Origin of the sequence: Clostridium sp. KLE 1755, assembly GCF_000466465.2 — a bacterium.
Classification (GTDB): Bacteria; Bacillota; Clostridia; order Lachnospirales; family Lachnospiraceae; genus Eisenbergiella; species Eisenbergiella porci.
In genome coordinates, this window is sequence record NZ_KE992660.1 from 54,089 (window position 1) to 68,387 (window position 14,299).

The 14,299-nt window shown below is 52.1% G+C and carries 16 protein-coding genes; 15 read left to right on the forward strand and 1 reads right to left on the reverse strand.

Annotated elements, in window-relative coordinates:
* The first annotated feature begins 104 nt into the window (after window positions 1-104).
* On the forward strand, window positions 105-1,268 hold the full coding sequence (locus HMPREF1548_RS03505) for a cell wall hydrolase (RefSeq protein WP_021634370.1): 1,164 nt from the start codon (window positions 105-107) through the stop codon (window positions 1,266-1,268).
* A 155-nt stretch (window positions 1,269-1,423) separates the two neighbouring features.
* On the opposite strand, the gene HMPREF1548_RS03510 is transcribed toward HMPREF1548_RS03505, so the two are convergent.
* Window positions 1,424-1,906, reverse strand: a complete 483-nt coding sequence (locus tag HMPREF1548_RS03510; RefSeq protein WP_021634371.1) for a ribonuclease FAU-1 family protein — start codon at window positions 1,904-1,906, stop codon at window positions 1,424-1,426.
* Between the two features lie 326 nt (window positions 1,907-2,232).
* Between HMPREF1548_RS03510 and HMPREF1548_RS03515 the strand changes: the two genes are divergently transcribed.
* The 14 genes from HMPREF1548_RS03515 to HMPREF1548_RS03580 all read left to right on the forward strand — a co-directional run bounded on the left by HMPREF1548_RS03515 (window position 2,233) and on the right by HMPREF1548_RS03580 (window position 14,212).
* Complete coding sequence (locus HMPREF1548_RS03515; protein ID WP_021634372.1) at window positions 2,233-2,490, forward strand: AtpZ/AtpI family protein; 258 nt, start codon at window positions 2,233-2,235, stop codon at window positions 2,488-2,490.
* Window positions 2,462-2,962, forward strand: a complete 501-nt coding sequence (locus tag HMPREF1548_RS03520) for an ATP synthase subunit I (RefSeq protein ID WP_021634373.1) — start codon at window positions 2,462-2,464, stop codon at window positions 2,960-2,962. The genes HMPREF1548_RS03515 and HMPREF1548_RS03520 overlap by 29 nt, the downstream gene beginning before the upstream one ends.
* A complete protein-coding gene (atpB, locus tag HMPREF1548_RS03525) occupies window positions 2,959-3,678 on the forward strand; it encodes a F0F1 ATP synthase subunit A (protein ID WP_021634374.1) in 720 nt (239 codons plus the stop codon). Before HMPREF1548_RS03520 ends, atpB begins: the two co-directional genes overlap by 4 nt.
* Before the next feature lie 93 nt (window positions 3,679-3,771).
* Window positions 3,772-4,023 carry an ATP synthase F0 subunit C gene (gene atpE, locus HMPREF1548_RS03530; protein ID WP_009251917.1) on the forward strand — a complete coding sequence of 84 codons (252 nt, stop codon included), beginning with the start codon at window positions 3,772-3,774 and terminating at the stop codon, window positions 4,021-4,023.
* Window positions 4,024-4,067: 44 nt separating this feature from the next.
* Entirely contained in the window at window positions 4,068-4,631 is a 564-nt protein-coding gene (gene atpF / locus HMPREF1548_RS03535; RefSeq protein ID WP_081745178.1) for a F0F1 ATP synthase subunit B, read from the forward strand.
* A complete protein-coding gene (gene atpH, locus HMPREF1548_RS03540; protein WP_021634377.1) occupies window positions 4,619-5,167 on the forward strand; it encodes an ATP synthase F1 subunit delta in 549 nt (182 codons plus the stop codon). Before atpF ends, atpH begins: the two co-directional genes overlap by 13 nt.
* Window positions 5,168-5,197: 30 nt before the next feature.
* Entirely contained in the window at window positions 5,198-6,703 is a 1,506-nt protein-coding gene (gene atpA, locus HMPREF1548_RS03545) for a F0F1 ATP synthase subunit alpha (RefSeq protein ID WP_021634378.1), read from the forward strand.
* Window positions 6,704-6,722: 19 nt separating this feature from the next.
* Window positions 6,723-7,631 (forward strand): ATP synthase F1 subunit gamma, encoded by a 909-nt coding sequence (atpG, locus tag HMPREF1548_RS03550; protein ID WP_021634379.1) that lies wholly within the window; start codon window positions 6,723-6,725, stop codon window positions 7,629-7,631.
* Window positions 7,632-7,748: 117 nt separating this feature from the next.
* Window positions 7,749-9,140 carry a F0F1 ATP synthase subunit beta gene (gene atpD, locus HMPREF1548_RS03555; RefSeq protein WP_021634381.1) on the forward strand — a complete coding sequence of 464 codons (1,392 nt, stop codon included), beginning with the start codon at window positions 7,749-7,751 and terminating at the stop codon, window positions 9,138-9,140.
* Between the two features lie 10 nt (window positions 9,141-9,150).
* On the forward strand, window positions 9,151-9,555 hold the full coding sequence (gene atpC / locus HMPREF1548_RS03560; RefSeq protein WP_021634382.1) for an ATP synthase F1 subunit epsilon: 405 nt from the start codon (window positions 9,151-9,153) through the stop codon (window positions 9,553-9,555).
* A gap of 159 nt (window positions 9,556-9,714) precedes the next feature.
* Complete coding sequence (locus HMPREF1548_RS03565) at window positions 9,715-10,656, forward strand: AAA family ATPase (RefSeq protein WP_021634384.1); 942 nt, start codon at window positions 9,715-9,717, stop codon at window positions 10,654-10,656.
* 71 nt (window positions 10,657-10,727) lie between these two features.
* Window positions 10,728-11,864 (forward strand): DUF58 domain-containing protein, encoded by a 1,137-nt coding sequence (locus tag HMPREF1548_RS03570; protein WP_021634385.1) that lies wholly within the window; start codon window positions 10,728-10,730, stop codon window positions 11,862-11,864.
* The gene (locus HMPREF1548_RS03575) at window positions 11,854-13,245 is read left to right on the forward strand and encodes a hypothetical protein (protein WP_021634386.1); all 1,392 of its coding nucleotides are present in this window, start codon (window positions 11,854-11,856) and stop codon (window positions 13,243-13,245) included. Before HMPREF1548_RS03570 ends, HMPREF1548_RS03575 begins: the two co-directional genes overlap by 11 nt.
* Window positions 13,246-13,417: 172 nt before the next feature.
* On the forward strand, window positions 13,418-14,212 hold the full coding sequence (locus tag HMPREF1548_RS03580) for a hypothetical protein (protein ID WP_021634388.1): 795 nt from the start codon (window positions 13,418-13,420) through the stop codon (window positions 14,210-14,212).
* Window positions 14,213-14,299 lie beyond the last annotated feature (87 nt).

The window sequence follows — 14,299 nt, forward strand, 5'->3', positions numbered from 1 at the left end:
GGAATTGACCCTCGCGGCAGTCGCCAATATGGACAGGGGAACCGGAGGTTCTCTGCAGACGTGTCCTTTTGGCTCGTTGTTCATGGGAATAAAGGAGATATTGGATGAAGGCAGCAGGGAGACGGAGGCTGGCAGCGGGATTTCTGGCAGCAGTGCTGATGCTGACGGTTCCCGCCATCGGCGCGAACGCCACCTCGGACACAAGGGAAAAGCTGGAAAAGGCAAAACAGGAAAAGCAGGCGACGGAAAACCAGAAAAATGCCGCGGAAACGAATATTGATAATATGGAAGAGGTGCAGACCGGGCTGAAGGGTGAGCTGAATAATCTGACGGCCCAGCTGACCGAGGTGAGCAACAACCTGGAAACCATAGAAAACAATATTATGGCTAAAAATGATGAAATCGCCGCGACTCAGGAGGAACTGGAGAAGGCGAAGGAATCGGAGGCATGGCAGTATACCTGTATGAAAAAAAGGATACAGTTTATGTATGAGCAGAGCAGCCAGATGTATCTGGAAGCGCTGTTTACGTCATCCTCCTTTGCGGAGTTCCTGAATAAATCGGAATACTTTGAACAAATAGCGGCTTATGATCAGAAAATGCTGGCTAAGTATAAGGAAACAAGAAAGCAGATAGAAGAGAAAGAGGCTGAGCTTGAATCGGAAAAGGCTGAGCTGGATGAAATGAAGGCTTCTGCAGAAGCGGAGCATGAAAAGTTCTCGGGCCTGATTAACAGGACCCAGGGGAATATATCCGCTTATTCCAGTCAGATCGCCAGCGCGGAAGCTGAGGTGGAGGCCCTGGAGGCCCAGATAGAAGAGCAGAATAAAAATATTTCGGCGCTGCAGAAGCAGCTGGCCGAGGAAATCGCCAAATCCCGTCTGGCTGCAAACTCCAGCTGGCGTGATATCTCGGAGGTATCCTTTACGGAGGATGACCGTTATCTGCTTGCCAACCTGATTTACTGTGAGGCGGGCGGTGAACCTTATGACGGACAGGTGGCTGTGGGGGCCGTGGTAATCAACCGTGTGCTCAGCTCCGTGTATCCCAGCACGCTTTCCGGGGTTATATATCAGAACCGCCAGTTTGAACCGGTATCCACCGGGCGTCTTGCACTGGCGCTGGCGGAGAACCGTGCTACGGCCAGCTGCTACCGCGCAGCCGATGAGGCCATGAGCGGCGTGACAAACGTGGGGAACTGTGTATACTTCAGGACGCCCATACCGGGCCTGGAGGGAATTAATATCGGCGGACACGTATTTTATTAATTTCATTAAGGATACGCCGGAAATAACGGCATGAAAAGAGAAAGAAAAAGCGGACCGGAGAATGGTCCGCCTTTTGTTGAATACAGGGCCGGCCTGCAAATAGCAGCGGCCGCCGGCCTTATGCCTGCGCCGCCGGTTCCGTATGGGCCTGGCGTTCAGGGGAAGTCGAACCTGTCGATGGGAGCCGTGAGCGAGGCCATATCCCCGGCATATACGCGTTCCAGAAGCGAGTTCAGGGAATGCAGCGCCGATTTAAGCTGCGGCACGGTGATCAGGTTTTCTTCCAGGGCCTGGGCCATTTCACCGATGTCCACCACCTTGACAAAACCGTCCGGGTAGACGATTACATCCGCAAGGAGATCGGTGACAACAAGCGTATTCTTTTGTTCATCAAAGTCATGGGAAATAATGTCGCAGTAATAGTAGAGCAGCCTGTGATCGGCCGCATAGAATTTGCTTACTTTGTAGCCCTCCCTGAAATAATAACAGGAAAAGCCATGGTGGAGATCCTTTCTTGGTCTGATTGCCTGCCAGCCGGTTACCAGAATCCCGGCTTCGTTCAGAAGAATCCGGTCGTTTTTGAGAAGAATGCATTCTTCCGGTATCAGACGTCTTCTGTACAGAACGGGGTCTTTCATAAGAGCCTCCCTCTCCTGCCGGCCGGAATACGCAGTGCAAAGCCTGCCGCGCAGGGTGCGCCAAATATTAGGAAAACGAAGGTAAATGTGAAGGAACGCAGCATTTAAAAACGAAGTATGTATTTGTCCAAAATACTACACTTACCGGGACAAAATGTCAATGAAAAAAACCACTGTTTTGGTAGACATATTACGGGAAAATGGGTATAATCATAAATGAGCGTTTTAGGGTAAGCCTGAAAATTAATTGTACCCGTTATGACCGGGGCAGGCAGTTTTCAAATGTGCGATGTCCCGCAGGATAACAGACGGGGAAAGGGAAGCCGATGAAACTGGATAAAAATGTTTTCAGATATTTAACGCTGATTACGCAGTTCGGCATCTATATGCTTGTTCCGATCTTTTTATGCTCCTTTGCAGGCATGTTTTTAGATAAAAAGCTTGGCACTTCTTTTTTTATGGTCATACTGTTCTTTATCGGAGCTCTTGCCGGTTTCAGGAACATATATGTATTGGCACAGAAATTAACCAGGGACAAGAGTAAAGGTTGCCGTGATGAGAAATCTTCTGGAAAAAGTAAATGAGACAGTTCTGGAACTGTGGACAGGCATCCTGATATGGGGTGCTGCCTGTCAGTTAATTCCCATATGGTTTATAAAGGATAAGGGAGGCTACAGCCTCGGCCTGTGGATCGGAGTGATCCTTGCGTCAGCTGCGGCCTTTCATATGTGGTGGTCCCTTGACCGCGGCCTGGACCGGGAGGGCGCCGCCCAGGGCTTTATCAGAAAGCATGCCTTCATCAGGTATGCCGTGATAGTTGCGGTATTTGCGGTGGTAATGCTGACCGGCGCCGCCAATCCGCTGGCCGCTTTCCTGGGAATTATGGGACTTAAGGCGGCGGCTTATATGCAGCCCTTTATCCATAAGCGGCGGCATCCGGATACGGAGGGGCAGGCTGATGCTTCCCTGCTTTCGTCCCCGCCTGATTTGAGTATGTGCGGCGGCGCACATACGGGATCTGAAAATGAAGAAAAAAAGGAGGTGAACCTAGGATGAATACTGGAATTCTGATGTCCGCGGATTCGGGAGTGGATTTCATGATACATGGAATCTTTTCCTATAATTTCTTCGGACACGAGGTGTGGATTACAACGACACATGTATGCCTGCTGATCGTTATGCTTGTGATTATCGGGTTTGCCATTGCCGCCAACCGTGCGATGAAGCATGCCTCAGAAGTGCCCGGAGGCTTCCAGAATGTTGTGGAGATGATTGTCGAGAAGCTGGACGGCATGATTCACAATGTAATGGGAAAGAATGCCGTAAAGTTTGCGAACTATATCGGAACGATATTTATTTTTATTCTGATAAGCAATATTTCCGGACTGTTCGGCCTGAGGCCGCCCACAGCGGACTACGGTGTGACGCTTCCCCTGGGTCTGCTTACGTTTACGCTGATCCATTACAACAAGCTGAAGCACCAGAAGCTGTCAGGCGTATTAAAAGGACTGTGCGAGCCATGGCCTATCTGGGCGCCGATTAATATTATCGGTGATGTGGCAGTGCCTATCTCATTGTCGCTGCGTTTGTTTGCCAACGTGCTTTCAGGTACCGTTATGATGGCGCTTGTGTACGGACTGCTGAAGTGGTTTGCGGTGATCTGGCCGGCTGCGCTGCATGTGTATTTTGACCTTTTCTCAGGCGCAATACAGACCTATGTGTTCTGTATGCTTACGATGACATATATATCGGATGCCATCGGTGATGACTAAACATGGAAACAACAGCGCCCGGCAAGCCGGCGCAATTGTTCATAAAAAAGAAATTATTTTTACCCGCCGGGAGGCGGAGGAATGGAGGAAATTATGGAGTTCAATGAAAGCTTTATTCTGGGATGTTCAGCAATCGGTGCAGGTCTTGCGGTTATCGCAGGTATCGGACCTGGTGTAGGACAGGGTATTGCCGCAGGACATGCTGCAGCAGCGGTAGGACGCAACCCCGGCGCAAAATCCGATATCACATCCACCATGCTTCTTGGACAGGCAGTTGCCGAGACAACAGGTCTGTACGGCCTTCTTGTTGCCATGCTGCTCATGTTCGTTAAACCGCTGATTTAAGGTGCGGCCCCGACCGGAAAAAAGAATGAAAGGAGGCTTGCATCTTGACGACAAAATTAGCGATGGCAGCGCTTTTGACTGCTGACGGAATGACACCCCGCCTGTTTGACCTGGATTTCCAGCTGCTGGCGGACGCAGTGCTTTCCATTATTGCAGTATTCGTTCTGTTCCTGGCCCTGTCCTATTTCCTGTTTAATCCCGCAAGGGAGTTCTTGAAGAAGAGACAGGACAAAATCCGGAATGAACTGGAAGAAGCAAGAGTCAGCCAGGAAGAAGCTGCCGCTTTGAAAAAGAAGTATGAGGACAAGCTGGCAAATATCAATAAGGAAGCCGATGATATCCTGAGTGCAACCAGAAAGAAAGCCATGGCCAACGAAACCCGTATTATTACGGAGGCCAGGGATGAAGCGGCCAGAATCGTGGCGAGAGCCAAGATTGAGGCGGAGCTTGAGAAGAAGAAGGTTGCGGACGAGGTGAAAAAGGAAATGGTTTCCCTCGCTTCCGTACTTGCGGGCAAGGTAATCGGCACCACAATCGATGCATCCGCACAGGATGGCCTGATTGATGAGACTCTGAAGGAAATAGGTGATAGCACATGGCTAAGCTAGTTTCGGAAACTTACGGAGAAGCGCTGTTTAGCCTGGGGCTGGAAAAGGGAATTGTGGACAGCCTTATGGAGGAGATCGATGCCCTCCGCGGAATACTGGAAGAAAACCCTGGCTTTTCCAGGCTGATGAACCATCCGGACATCGGCAGGGACGAGAAGCTGGAGGTCCTTCAGAAGGTTTTTGAAGGGAAGCTTTCGGATACTATGTACGGTTTTCTGGAGGTGCTGATTCACAAGGGCCGTTACGGCGCTGCAGAAGATATTTTTACTTACTATACGGACAGATATAAGGCCTATCACAGGATAGGGGTGGCTTTTGTCACAAGTGCGGTGGAGCTGACCGGGGCGCAGAAGTCCAAGATTGAGAAGCGCCTGCTTGAGACCACGCAGTTCGATAAAATGGAGCTGCATTTCAGCCTGGATGAGGAGCTGATTGGCGGGCTTGTTATCCGGATTGGCGACAGGGTGGTGGATTCAAGCATCCGTACAAAGCTGGAAGGGCTGCAGAGGCAGCTGATGAAGGTACAGCTTTCGTAACAACAAGAAAATGAGGAAGGTTGAAAGTCCATGAATTTAAGACCAGAAGAGATTAGCTCGGTTATAAAAGAACAGATAGAGCGATACTCCTCCAAGCTGGAAGTGGCGGAAGTTGGTACGGTCATCCAGGTTGCGGACGGTATCGCACGTATCCACGGACTTGAAAACGCAATGCAGGGCGAGCTTTTGGAATTTCCCGGTGAAGTGTACGGAATGGTACTGAACCTGGAAGAGGATAATGTGGGTGCCGTTCTTCTGGGCAGCCAGAGAAATATCCGCGAAGGCGATATCGTAAAGACCACCGGCAGGGTGGTTGAGGTTCCTGTAGGCGATGCGATGACAGGACGTGTAGTCAATGCCCTTGGACAGCCGATCGACGGCAAAGGGCCTATCCAGACGGACAAATACCGCAAGATCGAAAGGGTTGCGTCCGGCGTAATTACAAGAAAATCTGTAGATACTCCCCTGCAGACAGGTATTAAGGCGATTGACTCCATGGTGCCCATCGGAAGAGGGCAGCGTGAGCTGATCATAGGCGACAGGCAGACCGGAAAGACTGCCATAGCAATTGATACCATTATCAATCAGAAGGGGCAGAATGTTAAATGTATCTATGTGGCAATCGGCCAGAAGGCATCTACGGTTGCAACGATAGTAAAGACCCTGGAAGAATTCGGCGCCATGGCTTATACCACGGTGGTTGCATCCACCGCAAGTGAGCTGGCACCGCTGCAGTATATAGCGCCTTATTCCGGCTGTGCAATCGGTGAGGAGTGGATGGAGAACGGCGGCGACGTGCTGGTGGTTTATGATGACCTGACCAAGCATGCGGCGGCTTACCGTACCCTGTCTTTGCTACTTAAGAGACCGCCGGGACGTGAGGCATATCCCGGAGACGTATTCTATCTGCATTCCAGACTGTTGGAGCGTGCGGCGAGAATGAGCGAGGAGTACGGCGGCGGTTCCCTGACTGCGCTTCCGATTATTGAAACGCAGGCAGGCGATGTTTCCGCTTATATCCCTACCAACGTTATTTCCATTACTGACGGCCAGATTTATCTGGAGACGGAAATGTTCAATGCGGGCTTCCGTCCTGCTGTTAATGCGGGCCTGAGCGTTTCCCGTGTAGGCGGTGCAGCGCAGATTAAGGCCATGAAGAAAATTGCCGCTCCCATCCGTGTGGAGCTGGCGCAGTACAGGGAGCTGGCGGCTTTCTCACAGTTTGGATCCGATCTGGATGCGGATACCAAGGAGAAGCTCGCACAGGGCGAACGTATTAAGGAAGTTCTGAAGCAGCCTCAGTATAAGCCGATGGCTGTAGAGTACCAGGTTATTATCATTTATGCCGCTACCAACAAATATCTGCTGGATATTCCGGTAACCGATATTACAAGATTTGAGAGCGAGCTGTTTGAATTCCTGAACGTGAAGTATCCGGAGGTTCCGGCGGCAATCCGTGAGGAAAAGGTAATTTCCGAGGAGACGGAAAAAACGCTGATTAAGGCCATTGAGGAATGCAAGGCACAATTCAGGTAGAAAGAACAGGTGAATTTGTATGGCTTCCATGAGAGATATAAAAAGGCGGAAGGGGAGTATCCAAAGTACCCAGCAGATTACGAAAGCCATGAAGCTGGTCTCTACCGTCAAGCTGCAGAAGGCCAAGACAAAAGCCGAGGAATCCAAGCCTTATTTTGACACCATGTACCAGACGGTCCGTTCCATTCTGAGCATGTCGGAGAACATCAGCCATCCGTATCTGGACGGCGGAGCCGGCAGTAAGAAAGGGGTAATCGTCATTACCTCCAACAGGGGGCTGGCCGGCGGCTACAATTCCAATATTACCAAGCTGATTACCAAAGGGGACTTTTCCAAGGAGGACCTGGAAATCTATGCTGTGGGTAAGAAGGGCAGGGATACGCTGGAAAGAAACGGCTACCATATCGCCGCCGATTATTCGGAGGTGATGGAGGAACCCTCCTACCATGATGCCATGCATATCGGAAGGCGTGTTCTTGAGGCTTTTGAAAAGGGTGAGATTGGAGAAATCTACCTGGCCTATACAATTTTCAAAAATACAGTGGTGCACATTCCGGTTCTGGTGAAGCTGCTCCCCGTATGTACGGATGACTTCGCCGGAGAAAAGTACTGCCGCGGGAGCCTTTCGGGCTCTGAGGCGGAAACGCCGGAAGAACAGCAGGGACCCACAGCGCCCATGAATTTTGAAATGGAAGAGGTGGATGCGCTGGATCTGCTGATACCCAAATATATTACCAGTATGATTTACGGAGGCCTTCTTGAGGCTTCCGCCAGTGAGAACGGCGCGAGAATGCAGGCTATGGATTCCGCAACGAGCAATGCGGAGGATATCATTGAGGATCTGACGCTGCTGTACAACAGGGCGCGTCAGGGATCCATTACGCAGGAGCTGACGGAGATTATTGCAGGCGCCCAGGCGATCAGCTAGTGATCACCTGCGATCAGCTAATCATTGCCTGTAGGCTGCTTATGGCTGCGGGCGCAGTGACTGGCTGCAGGCAGTTAACTGCCTGCGGGTATTTACGAAACAGGAAAGGAAACAACAATGGCAGAGAATAAAAACGGAAAAATCACGCAGGTAATCGGCGCGGTTCTGGACGTGAAATTTGAACAGAACTGCCTGCCGGATATCAATGAAGCGCTGAAAATTCCTACCAGAAGCGGCGGCACGCTGGTTGCAGAGGTTGCCCAGCATCTGGGTGACGATATTGTGCGCTGTGTTGCCATGGGTTCCACGGACGGACTGGTGAGGGGAATGGACGTTATCGCCACAGGCGCCCCCATCTGTGTCCCGGTAGGGGAGAAAACGCTGGGACGTATGTTCAACGTCCTGGGAGAGCCGATAGATAACCTTCCGGCACCCACCGGAGTGGATTATGAGCCCATTCACAGACCGGCGCCGGATTTTGAGGAGCAGTCAACGGAAACGGAGCTGCTGGAAACAGGCATTAAGGTAGTCGATCTGCTCTGTCCTTATCAGAAGGGCGGCAAGATCGGCCTGTTCGGCGGCGCGGGTGTAGGAAAGACGGTCCTGATCCAGGAGCTGATCCGTAATATCGCCACAGAGCACGGCGGATATTCTGTGTTCACCGGCGTAGGCGAACGTACGAGAGAAGGAAATGACCTTTATTATGAAATGAAAGAATCCGGGGTTATCGATAAGACCACCATGGTATTCGGTCAGATGAACGAGCCTCCGGGAGCGAGAATGAGAGTCGGACTTTCCGGCCTGACCATGGCGGAATATTTCCGTGACAAGGGCGGTAAGGACGTGCTTCTGTTCATTGACAATATTTTCAGATTTACCCAGGCAGGTTCCGAGGTGTCCGCGCTTCTGGGACGTATGCCCTCTGCGGTAGGTTATCAGCCCACGCTGCAGACGGAAATGGGCGCCCTGCAGGAGCGTATCACATCCACCAAGAACGGTTCCATTACTTCCGTTCAGGCGGTATACGTGCCTGCCGATGACCTTACGGACCCCGCTCCGGCCACAACCTTTGCCCATCTGGATGCGACAACGGTACTTTCCCGTTCCATCGTAGAGCTGGGTATTTATCCGGCGGTTGACCCGCTGGAGTCCACCTCCAGAATTCTGGATCCCAGAATTGTAGGGGAGGAGCATTACCGTGTGGCCAGAGGTGTGCAGGAGCTGCTGCAGCGTTATAACGAGCTGCAGGATATCATTGCTATCCTGGGTATGGATGAGCTTTCCGAGGAGGATAAGCTGGTGGTATCCCGTGCGAGAAAGGTACAGAGATTCCTTTCCCAGCCCTTCTTCGTTGCAGGGCAGTTTACAGGAATGGAAGGAAAGTATGTTCCGATTTCCGAAACCATCCGCAGCTTCCGCGAGATTCTGGAAGGTGAGCATGACGATATTCCGGAGAGCTACTTCCTCAACGCGGGAAGCATTGACGATGTGCTTGCCCGTGTGAAATAGAGGTGCATTTATGGCAGAGGACAGGAATTTTACATTGAAAATCATCACGCCGGAACGGGTTTTTTATGAAGGGCCGGTGTCTATGGTGGAGTTCAATACAACGGAAGGGGCAATTGGTATCTATAAGGGCCATATTCCCATGACCGTTATGATTAAACCGGGCATTCTCACCATTACTACGGATGAGGGCAAAAGAGAAGCGGCGCTGCATGCGGGATTTGTGGAAATACTGCAGACACAGGTGACCGTGCTTGCCGAAGTGGTGGAATGGCCTGAGGAAATTGATGCAAACCGTGCAAAGGCAGCGTTGGAAAGGGCAGAGGAACGCATCAGGCGCCATGAACCGAATACGGATCTGGCAAGGGCGGAAACTGCGTTGGACAGAGCCATGGCACGTATTAACGTTTTAAAATAAAAGGGAGGAGAAAGCAGGTGTAATCTTTAAGGATATGCCTGCTTTTTCTTAAGTATGCCCGTAGGCGTACATTACATAACAGCTTACATGGAACAGGGCTGCTGTTTACGGTACTGCGGCCGTTTGCAGCCATAATGTTCCGGGGCGGGAGGAAAGACGATGCGTGAAGATATTAACAAGGTATTGGAAAATGTGGGAAAGGTGATTATCGGGAAGAAGGATGTGCTGGAAAAACTGCTGGCCGGACTGTTGGCGGACGGGCATGTGCTTCTTGAGGATGTGCCGGGGACAGGGAAGACGAAGCTGGCAAAGGCCCTGTCAGCCTCACTGGGCGTGGATTTCGGCAGAATCCAGTTCACGCCGGATATGCTGCCAGCGGATATCACGGGTATGCATATTTACAGCAGGGAAACCGAACAGTTTGAATGGAAGGAAGGGCCGGTGTTCACCAATATCCTGCTGGCGGATGAAATCAACAGGGCCACGCCCAGGACTCAGGCCGGACTGCTGGAATGTATGGAGGAACGCCAGGTGACGGTGGACGGAGAGACACGGAAGCTGGCCGAGCCTTTTTTTGTAATCGCCACTCAGAATCCGGTGGAAACTGCGGGAACCTTCCCTCTTCCTGAGGCACAGACGGACCGTTTTATGATGAAGCTTTCCATGGGGCTGCCGGACAGGGAAGAGGAAATCCGGATTCTGGAAACCTACCGGGAAAAGGATCCTCTCCTGGAGCTTAACGCCGTCATGACATGCGAAGAGCTGATTGCGGTAAAGAGACAGGCGGAGAAAACATATGTGCATCCGCTGATAAACGGTTATCTGGCGGATATTGTCCTGGCCACCAGAAAGCAGGAAAAAGTGGTAATGGGAGTAAGCCCCAGAGGAACACTGGCCCTGATGCGGTGCTGCAAAGCGCTGGCCTGTATGGAGGGAAGGGATTATGTGACCCCTGATGATGTGAAAAAGCTGGCTCCTGCGGTATTGGCCCACAGGCTGGTGTTTTCCTTCGGAAGGAGCCGGCAGGAGGAAGCGGTGAAGCTGATGGAAGAAATTCTGAAAAGCGTGCCGGTGCCGGTGGAGGATTTTAGCAGGAGATAGCTTGCAGGCTGCCGTTTTCAGCCGTTTTTTGCAGGATAGCTGGATACGGCGGCGGCTTCAGGGGAGAAATTATGCTGATTATTTGGATTGGACTGGGCGCTGTGCTGCTGTTTGCGGCACAGGCGTGGATATACAGCCACTATTGGGAAAAGGGCTTGTCCGCAGAGCTGCTTTTTTCCAGGGAGAGTGCGGTGGAAGGGGAGGAATGCCTTCTGCTGGAGCGGGTGGAAAACCGGAAGCTCCTTCCCCTTCCCATGCTGAAGGTAAAATTCCAGGTTTCCAGGAACCTGCGGTTTTCCGACGAAGGGGACGGCGCGGTCACCGATAAATATTACAGGAACGATATTCTGTCATTGGGGCCCAGACAGCGTGTGACGAGGAAAATACCCTTCCTCTGCGGAGCCAGGGGCTATTACCGTATCCGGGGGCTGGATCTGGTGGCTGCGGATCTGTTCCTGACAAGGGAGATGATTGCCGAGGCGGAGGCGGACACCACGCTGTATGTTTACCCAAGACCTGCGGCGGGGGTGGAACTGGATACGGCGCTGCAGAAGCTGAACGGGGAAATCCTGGCAAAGAGACATATGCTGGAGGATCCCTTTGAATACCGGGGAATCAGGGAATATGCGGCTTTTGATGAAATGAAGACCATCAACTGGAAGGCCACGGCCCGGATGGGAGAGCTGATGGTGAATATGCGTAATTTCACCTCCCTGCGGGCGGTGCGTATTTTCCTGAATCTGGAGGATTCCGGCATCCTGAAAAACGACAGGCTGGTGGAGCTGTGTATTTCCATTGCGGTCCGGTTTGCCGGAGAGCTGCTGGGGCAGGGGATCCGCGTGGCGGTATATGCCAACGGCAGGGATGTGCTGACTGGGGAACCCATGAAAATGCAGCCAAGCGCGGCGCCGGGGCATATGGAAAGCATTAACCGGGCTTTTGCCAGGCTGGATTTGGAGAAGGGAGTGTACCCGTTCGGCGAGGTGTTTGAACGGGAGCTGGAGGAAGAGGGAAAGGATATTGCCACACTGTTCCTTTCGGTGGACCGGAGTGCGGCGTTCCAGGAGCTTATACGGCATTTTGCAGGAAGCGGCGCGGATTTTAGCTGGATGTGCCCGTTGTTTCCAAGGATGGAGGGCCTGGTGGAGGACGCTGAAAAACTGCATTTTATCAGGCTGAATGCGGAGGAAATGCTGAATGGAAAATAAATGGATTGATCGCTGCATGATGTGTCTTGAGGTTTTGATGAACTTCCTTGTGATTTTCTGCCTGGAGACGGTAATATTTGGTTCATTTCCCAATTTGGAAAAGGTATTGGAGGCTGAAAACGGGCAGTTTGGCACTCCCGGTCTGTTCCGGCAGATCCTGCTTATGGCAGTTCCGTTTCTGTTTTTGCTGATCCGGGCGAAGGCGGCCCATTTTATGAGCTTTGTGGCGCTGCATGGCGCTGTTGCCGCGGGGGCGGTGCTTCTGCTGGGACAGGGCACGGCGCAGAGGGTCTGCTTCGGGGTTTTTGTGTCGATTTATCTGATGCTTTCCTTTATGCTCCGGATTTCAAAGCAGAGAATCGGGGAAGGACAGCTGGGGGCGGTGGCTGCGGGAATCGGTGCCGGCGCTTCTTTCCTGATATGCGCCTATATGGGGATGGAGGCCGGCTGCGGCCGGATTATTAATACAGCGCTGCTGTATACCTTTCTCTTTTTCGTATACTCCTATCTGGAGCATCTGGATCGGTTCGTACAGTTTAACCGCAGCAGCAATGCCCATATCCCGGTGAAGAAAATGCTCGTAAGAGGCGGGACAATGGCGGGGCTTTTCGGTCTGTTCACGGTGATAATCCTGGGTGCGGGCACGAACAACCGGCTGGTGCAGGGAATGATGGATCTGGTAAAAAAGCTTGGCTATTATATTGCCAGGGCCATTGCCATAGCTGTCAGCTTTTTACTGCAGCTTTTTTCCGGCAAGGAGCAGGAGCCTGTGACGGAGATTGTACAGCAGCAGCAAATGGATATGGGGATTGGCGAGGCGGCAGCCCAGCCAGCCTGGCTGGAACTGTTGATTAAGATTACGGAATATCTGATGGCAGCAGCGGTGGCGGCGCTGCTTTGTTTCCTGGTATATAAGCTGGTCCTTGCCGCAATCCGGCGTTTCTATGAAAAGGGGAATGCGGTGGAGGTGGAGGAAGGCAGGACGACGGAAATCCGGGAATCCCTGGAACGGGACAAAAGAAAACGGGACAGGGAAAAGGCTCTCCCTCTCCTGGCCAGAAGCCCGGAGGAGAAGATCAGGAAGATTTTTGTTAAAACCGTTAAGAAGCTGGGGCTTCTGCCGGCGCCGGAGACAGGACGCCGCGGCCGGGGTTCATGGAAAAAAGAGGAAGAAAGCATGACGGACGGCAGGATCCACACGCGGACAGCCAGGGAAATCCTGGAGGCCGGCTGCTTTACCGAAACAGAAAACCTGAAGGCGGCGCAGGAGCTGCTCGGGCTGTATGAAAAGGCCAGATACTGCGGCGGCTGCACGAAGGAAGAGGCCGCAAGAGCAGGGCAGGCAGCAGACAGAATTACAGAAAAGAAAAAAATGGCATAAACCCTTTCCTTTCCGGGCGCATAACATAAGATAAAGGCTGATTGGATGTGAAGCGTCTGAGCCGGTGTCTTATCTCATTCATATTCCGTCTTGCGGCGCAGCCTGCCGCGCCGAATATCAATGAGATAAGATACCGGGCTTCAGGGGCGGAGTGTCCGGAAAGGAAAATGGAATGGACGATATCAGAAAATTCCCGGGCCGATTTCCGGAAGAACCCTACCGCGAAGAAAGCGAAGGACGGAGAATGCCCGGTTACAGAGGAAACCAGCGAAGCTACAGAGAGTACAATAGGGAGGGAGCTCCGGAGGAGTGGAGGAACGGGGGAGCGAATATGAATTACGGCTGCCCTTATGGAAACTGCGGCGCACCGGGGACCCCCCTTCCTTTTTATATGACCTATCCCATGCCCATGTTCTGGGAGGAAGAGGACGATGCAATTCGTGATCTGGAATATTTTCTTCAGCTCTATCCCCAGGATGCCCAGCGTTATCAGAAAAAAATCAGTGATATCCTGGATACCATGGATTACAACGGCAGCATGATTTATGATGAATATCCTGACCGGATGGCGCTTTACCGTCTGGGAGAGGATATTTATGATAAGATAAGAAGGGAAGAGGAGCAGGCTGATGAGGGCCGGGCGGCGGTGGAAAGAGAGCTAGCCGCCGGAGCTTCCGCAAGAAAAAAGGACGGAGAGGAAACCCAGGCACGTGTGCCGGACGGAGAGGAAGCTGCGCCGGAGGAGGCCGCGGTAGTATCTGAAACGGCGGCTGTCATCCCGGGGCCGCAGCAGATGCAGATCACTTCCCGCAGGGAAGAGGAATGGAATCATAGAAGAGATCTGATTCAGGTCCTCCTTTTTTACGAAATATTCCGCAGAAGACACGGAAGAGGAAACCGGATCAGGAGCGCATCCTATGGCGGTTTTTCAGCTTTTGGAGGAAATAACGGATTTTATAAATTCTAGTTGTGCATTTCAGACAAAGGAATTAAAATAGATTCAGACTTTTGACGGCGCCGCGCACCGGGCCTGCTGTGGTATCAGGGCAGGCCG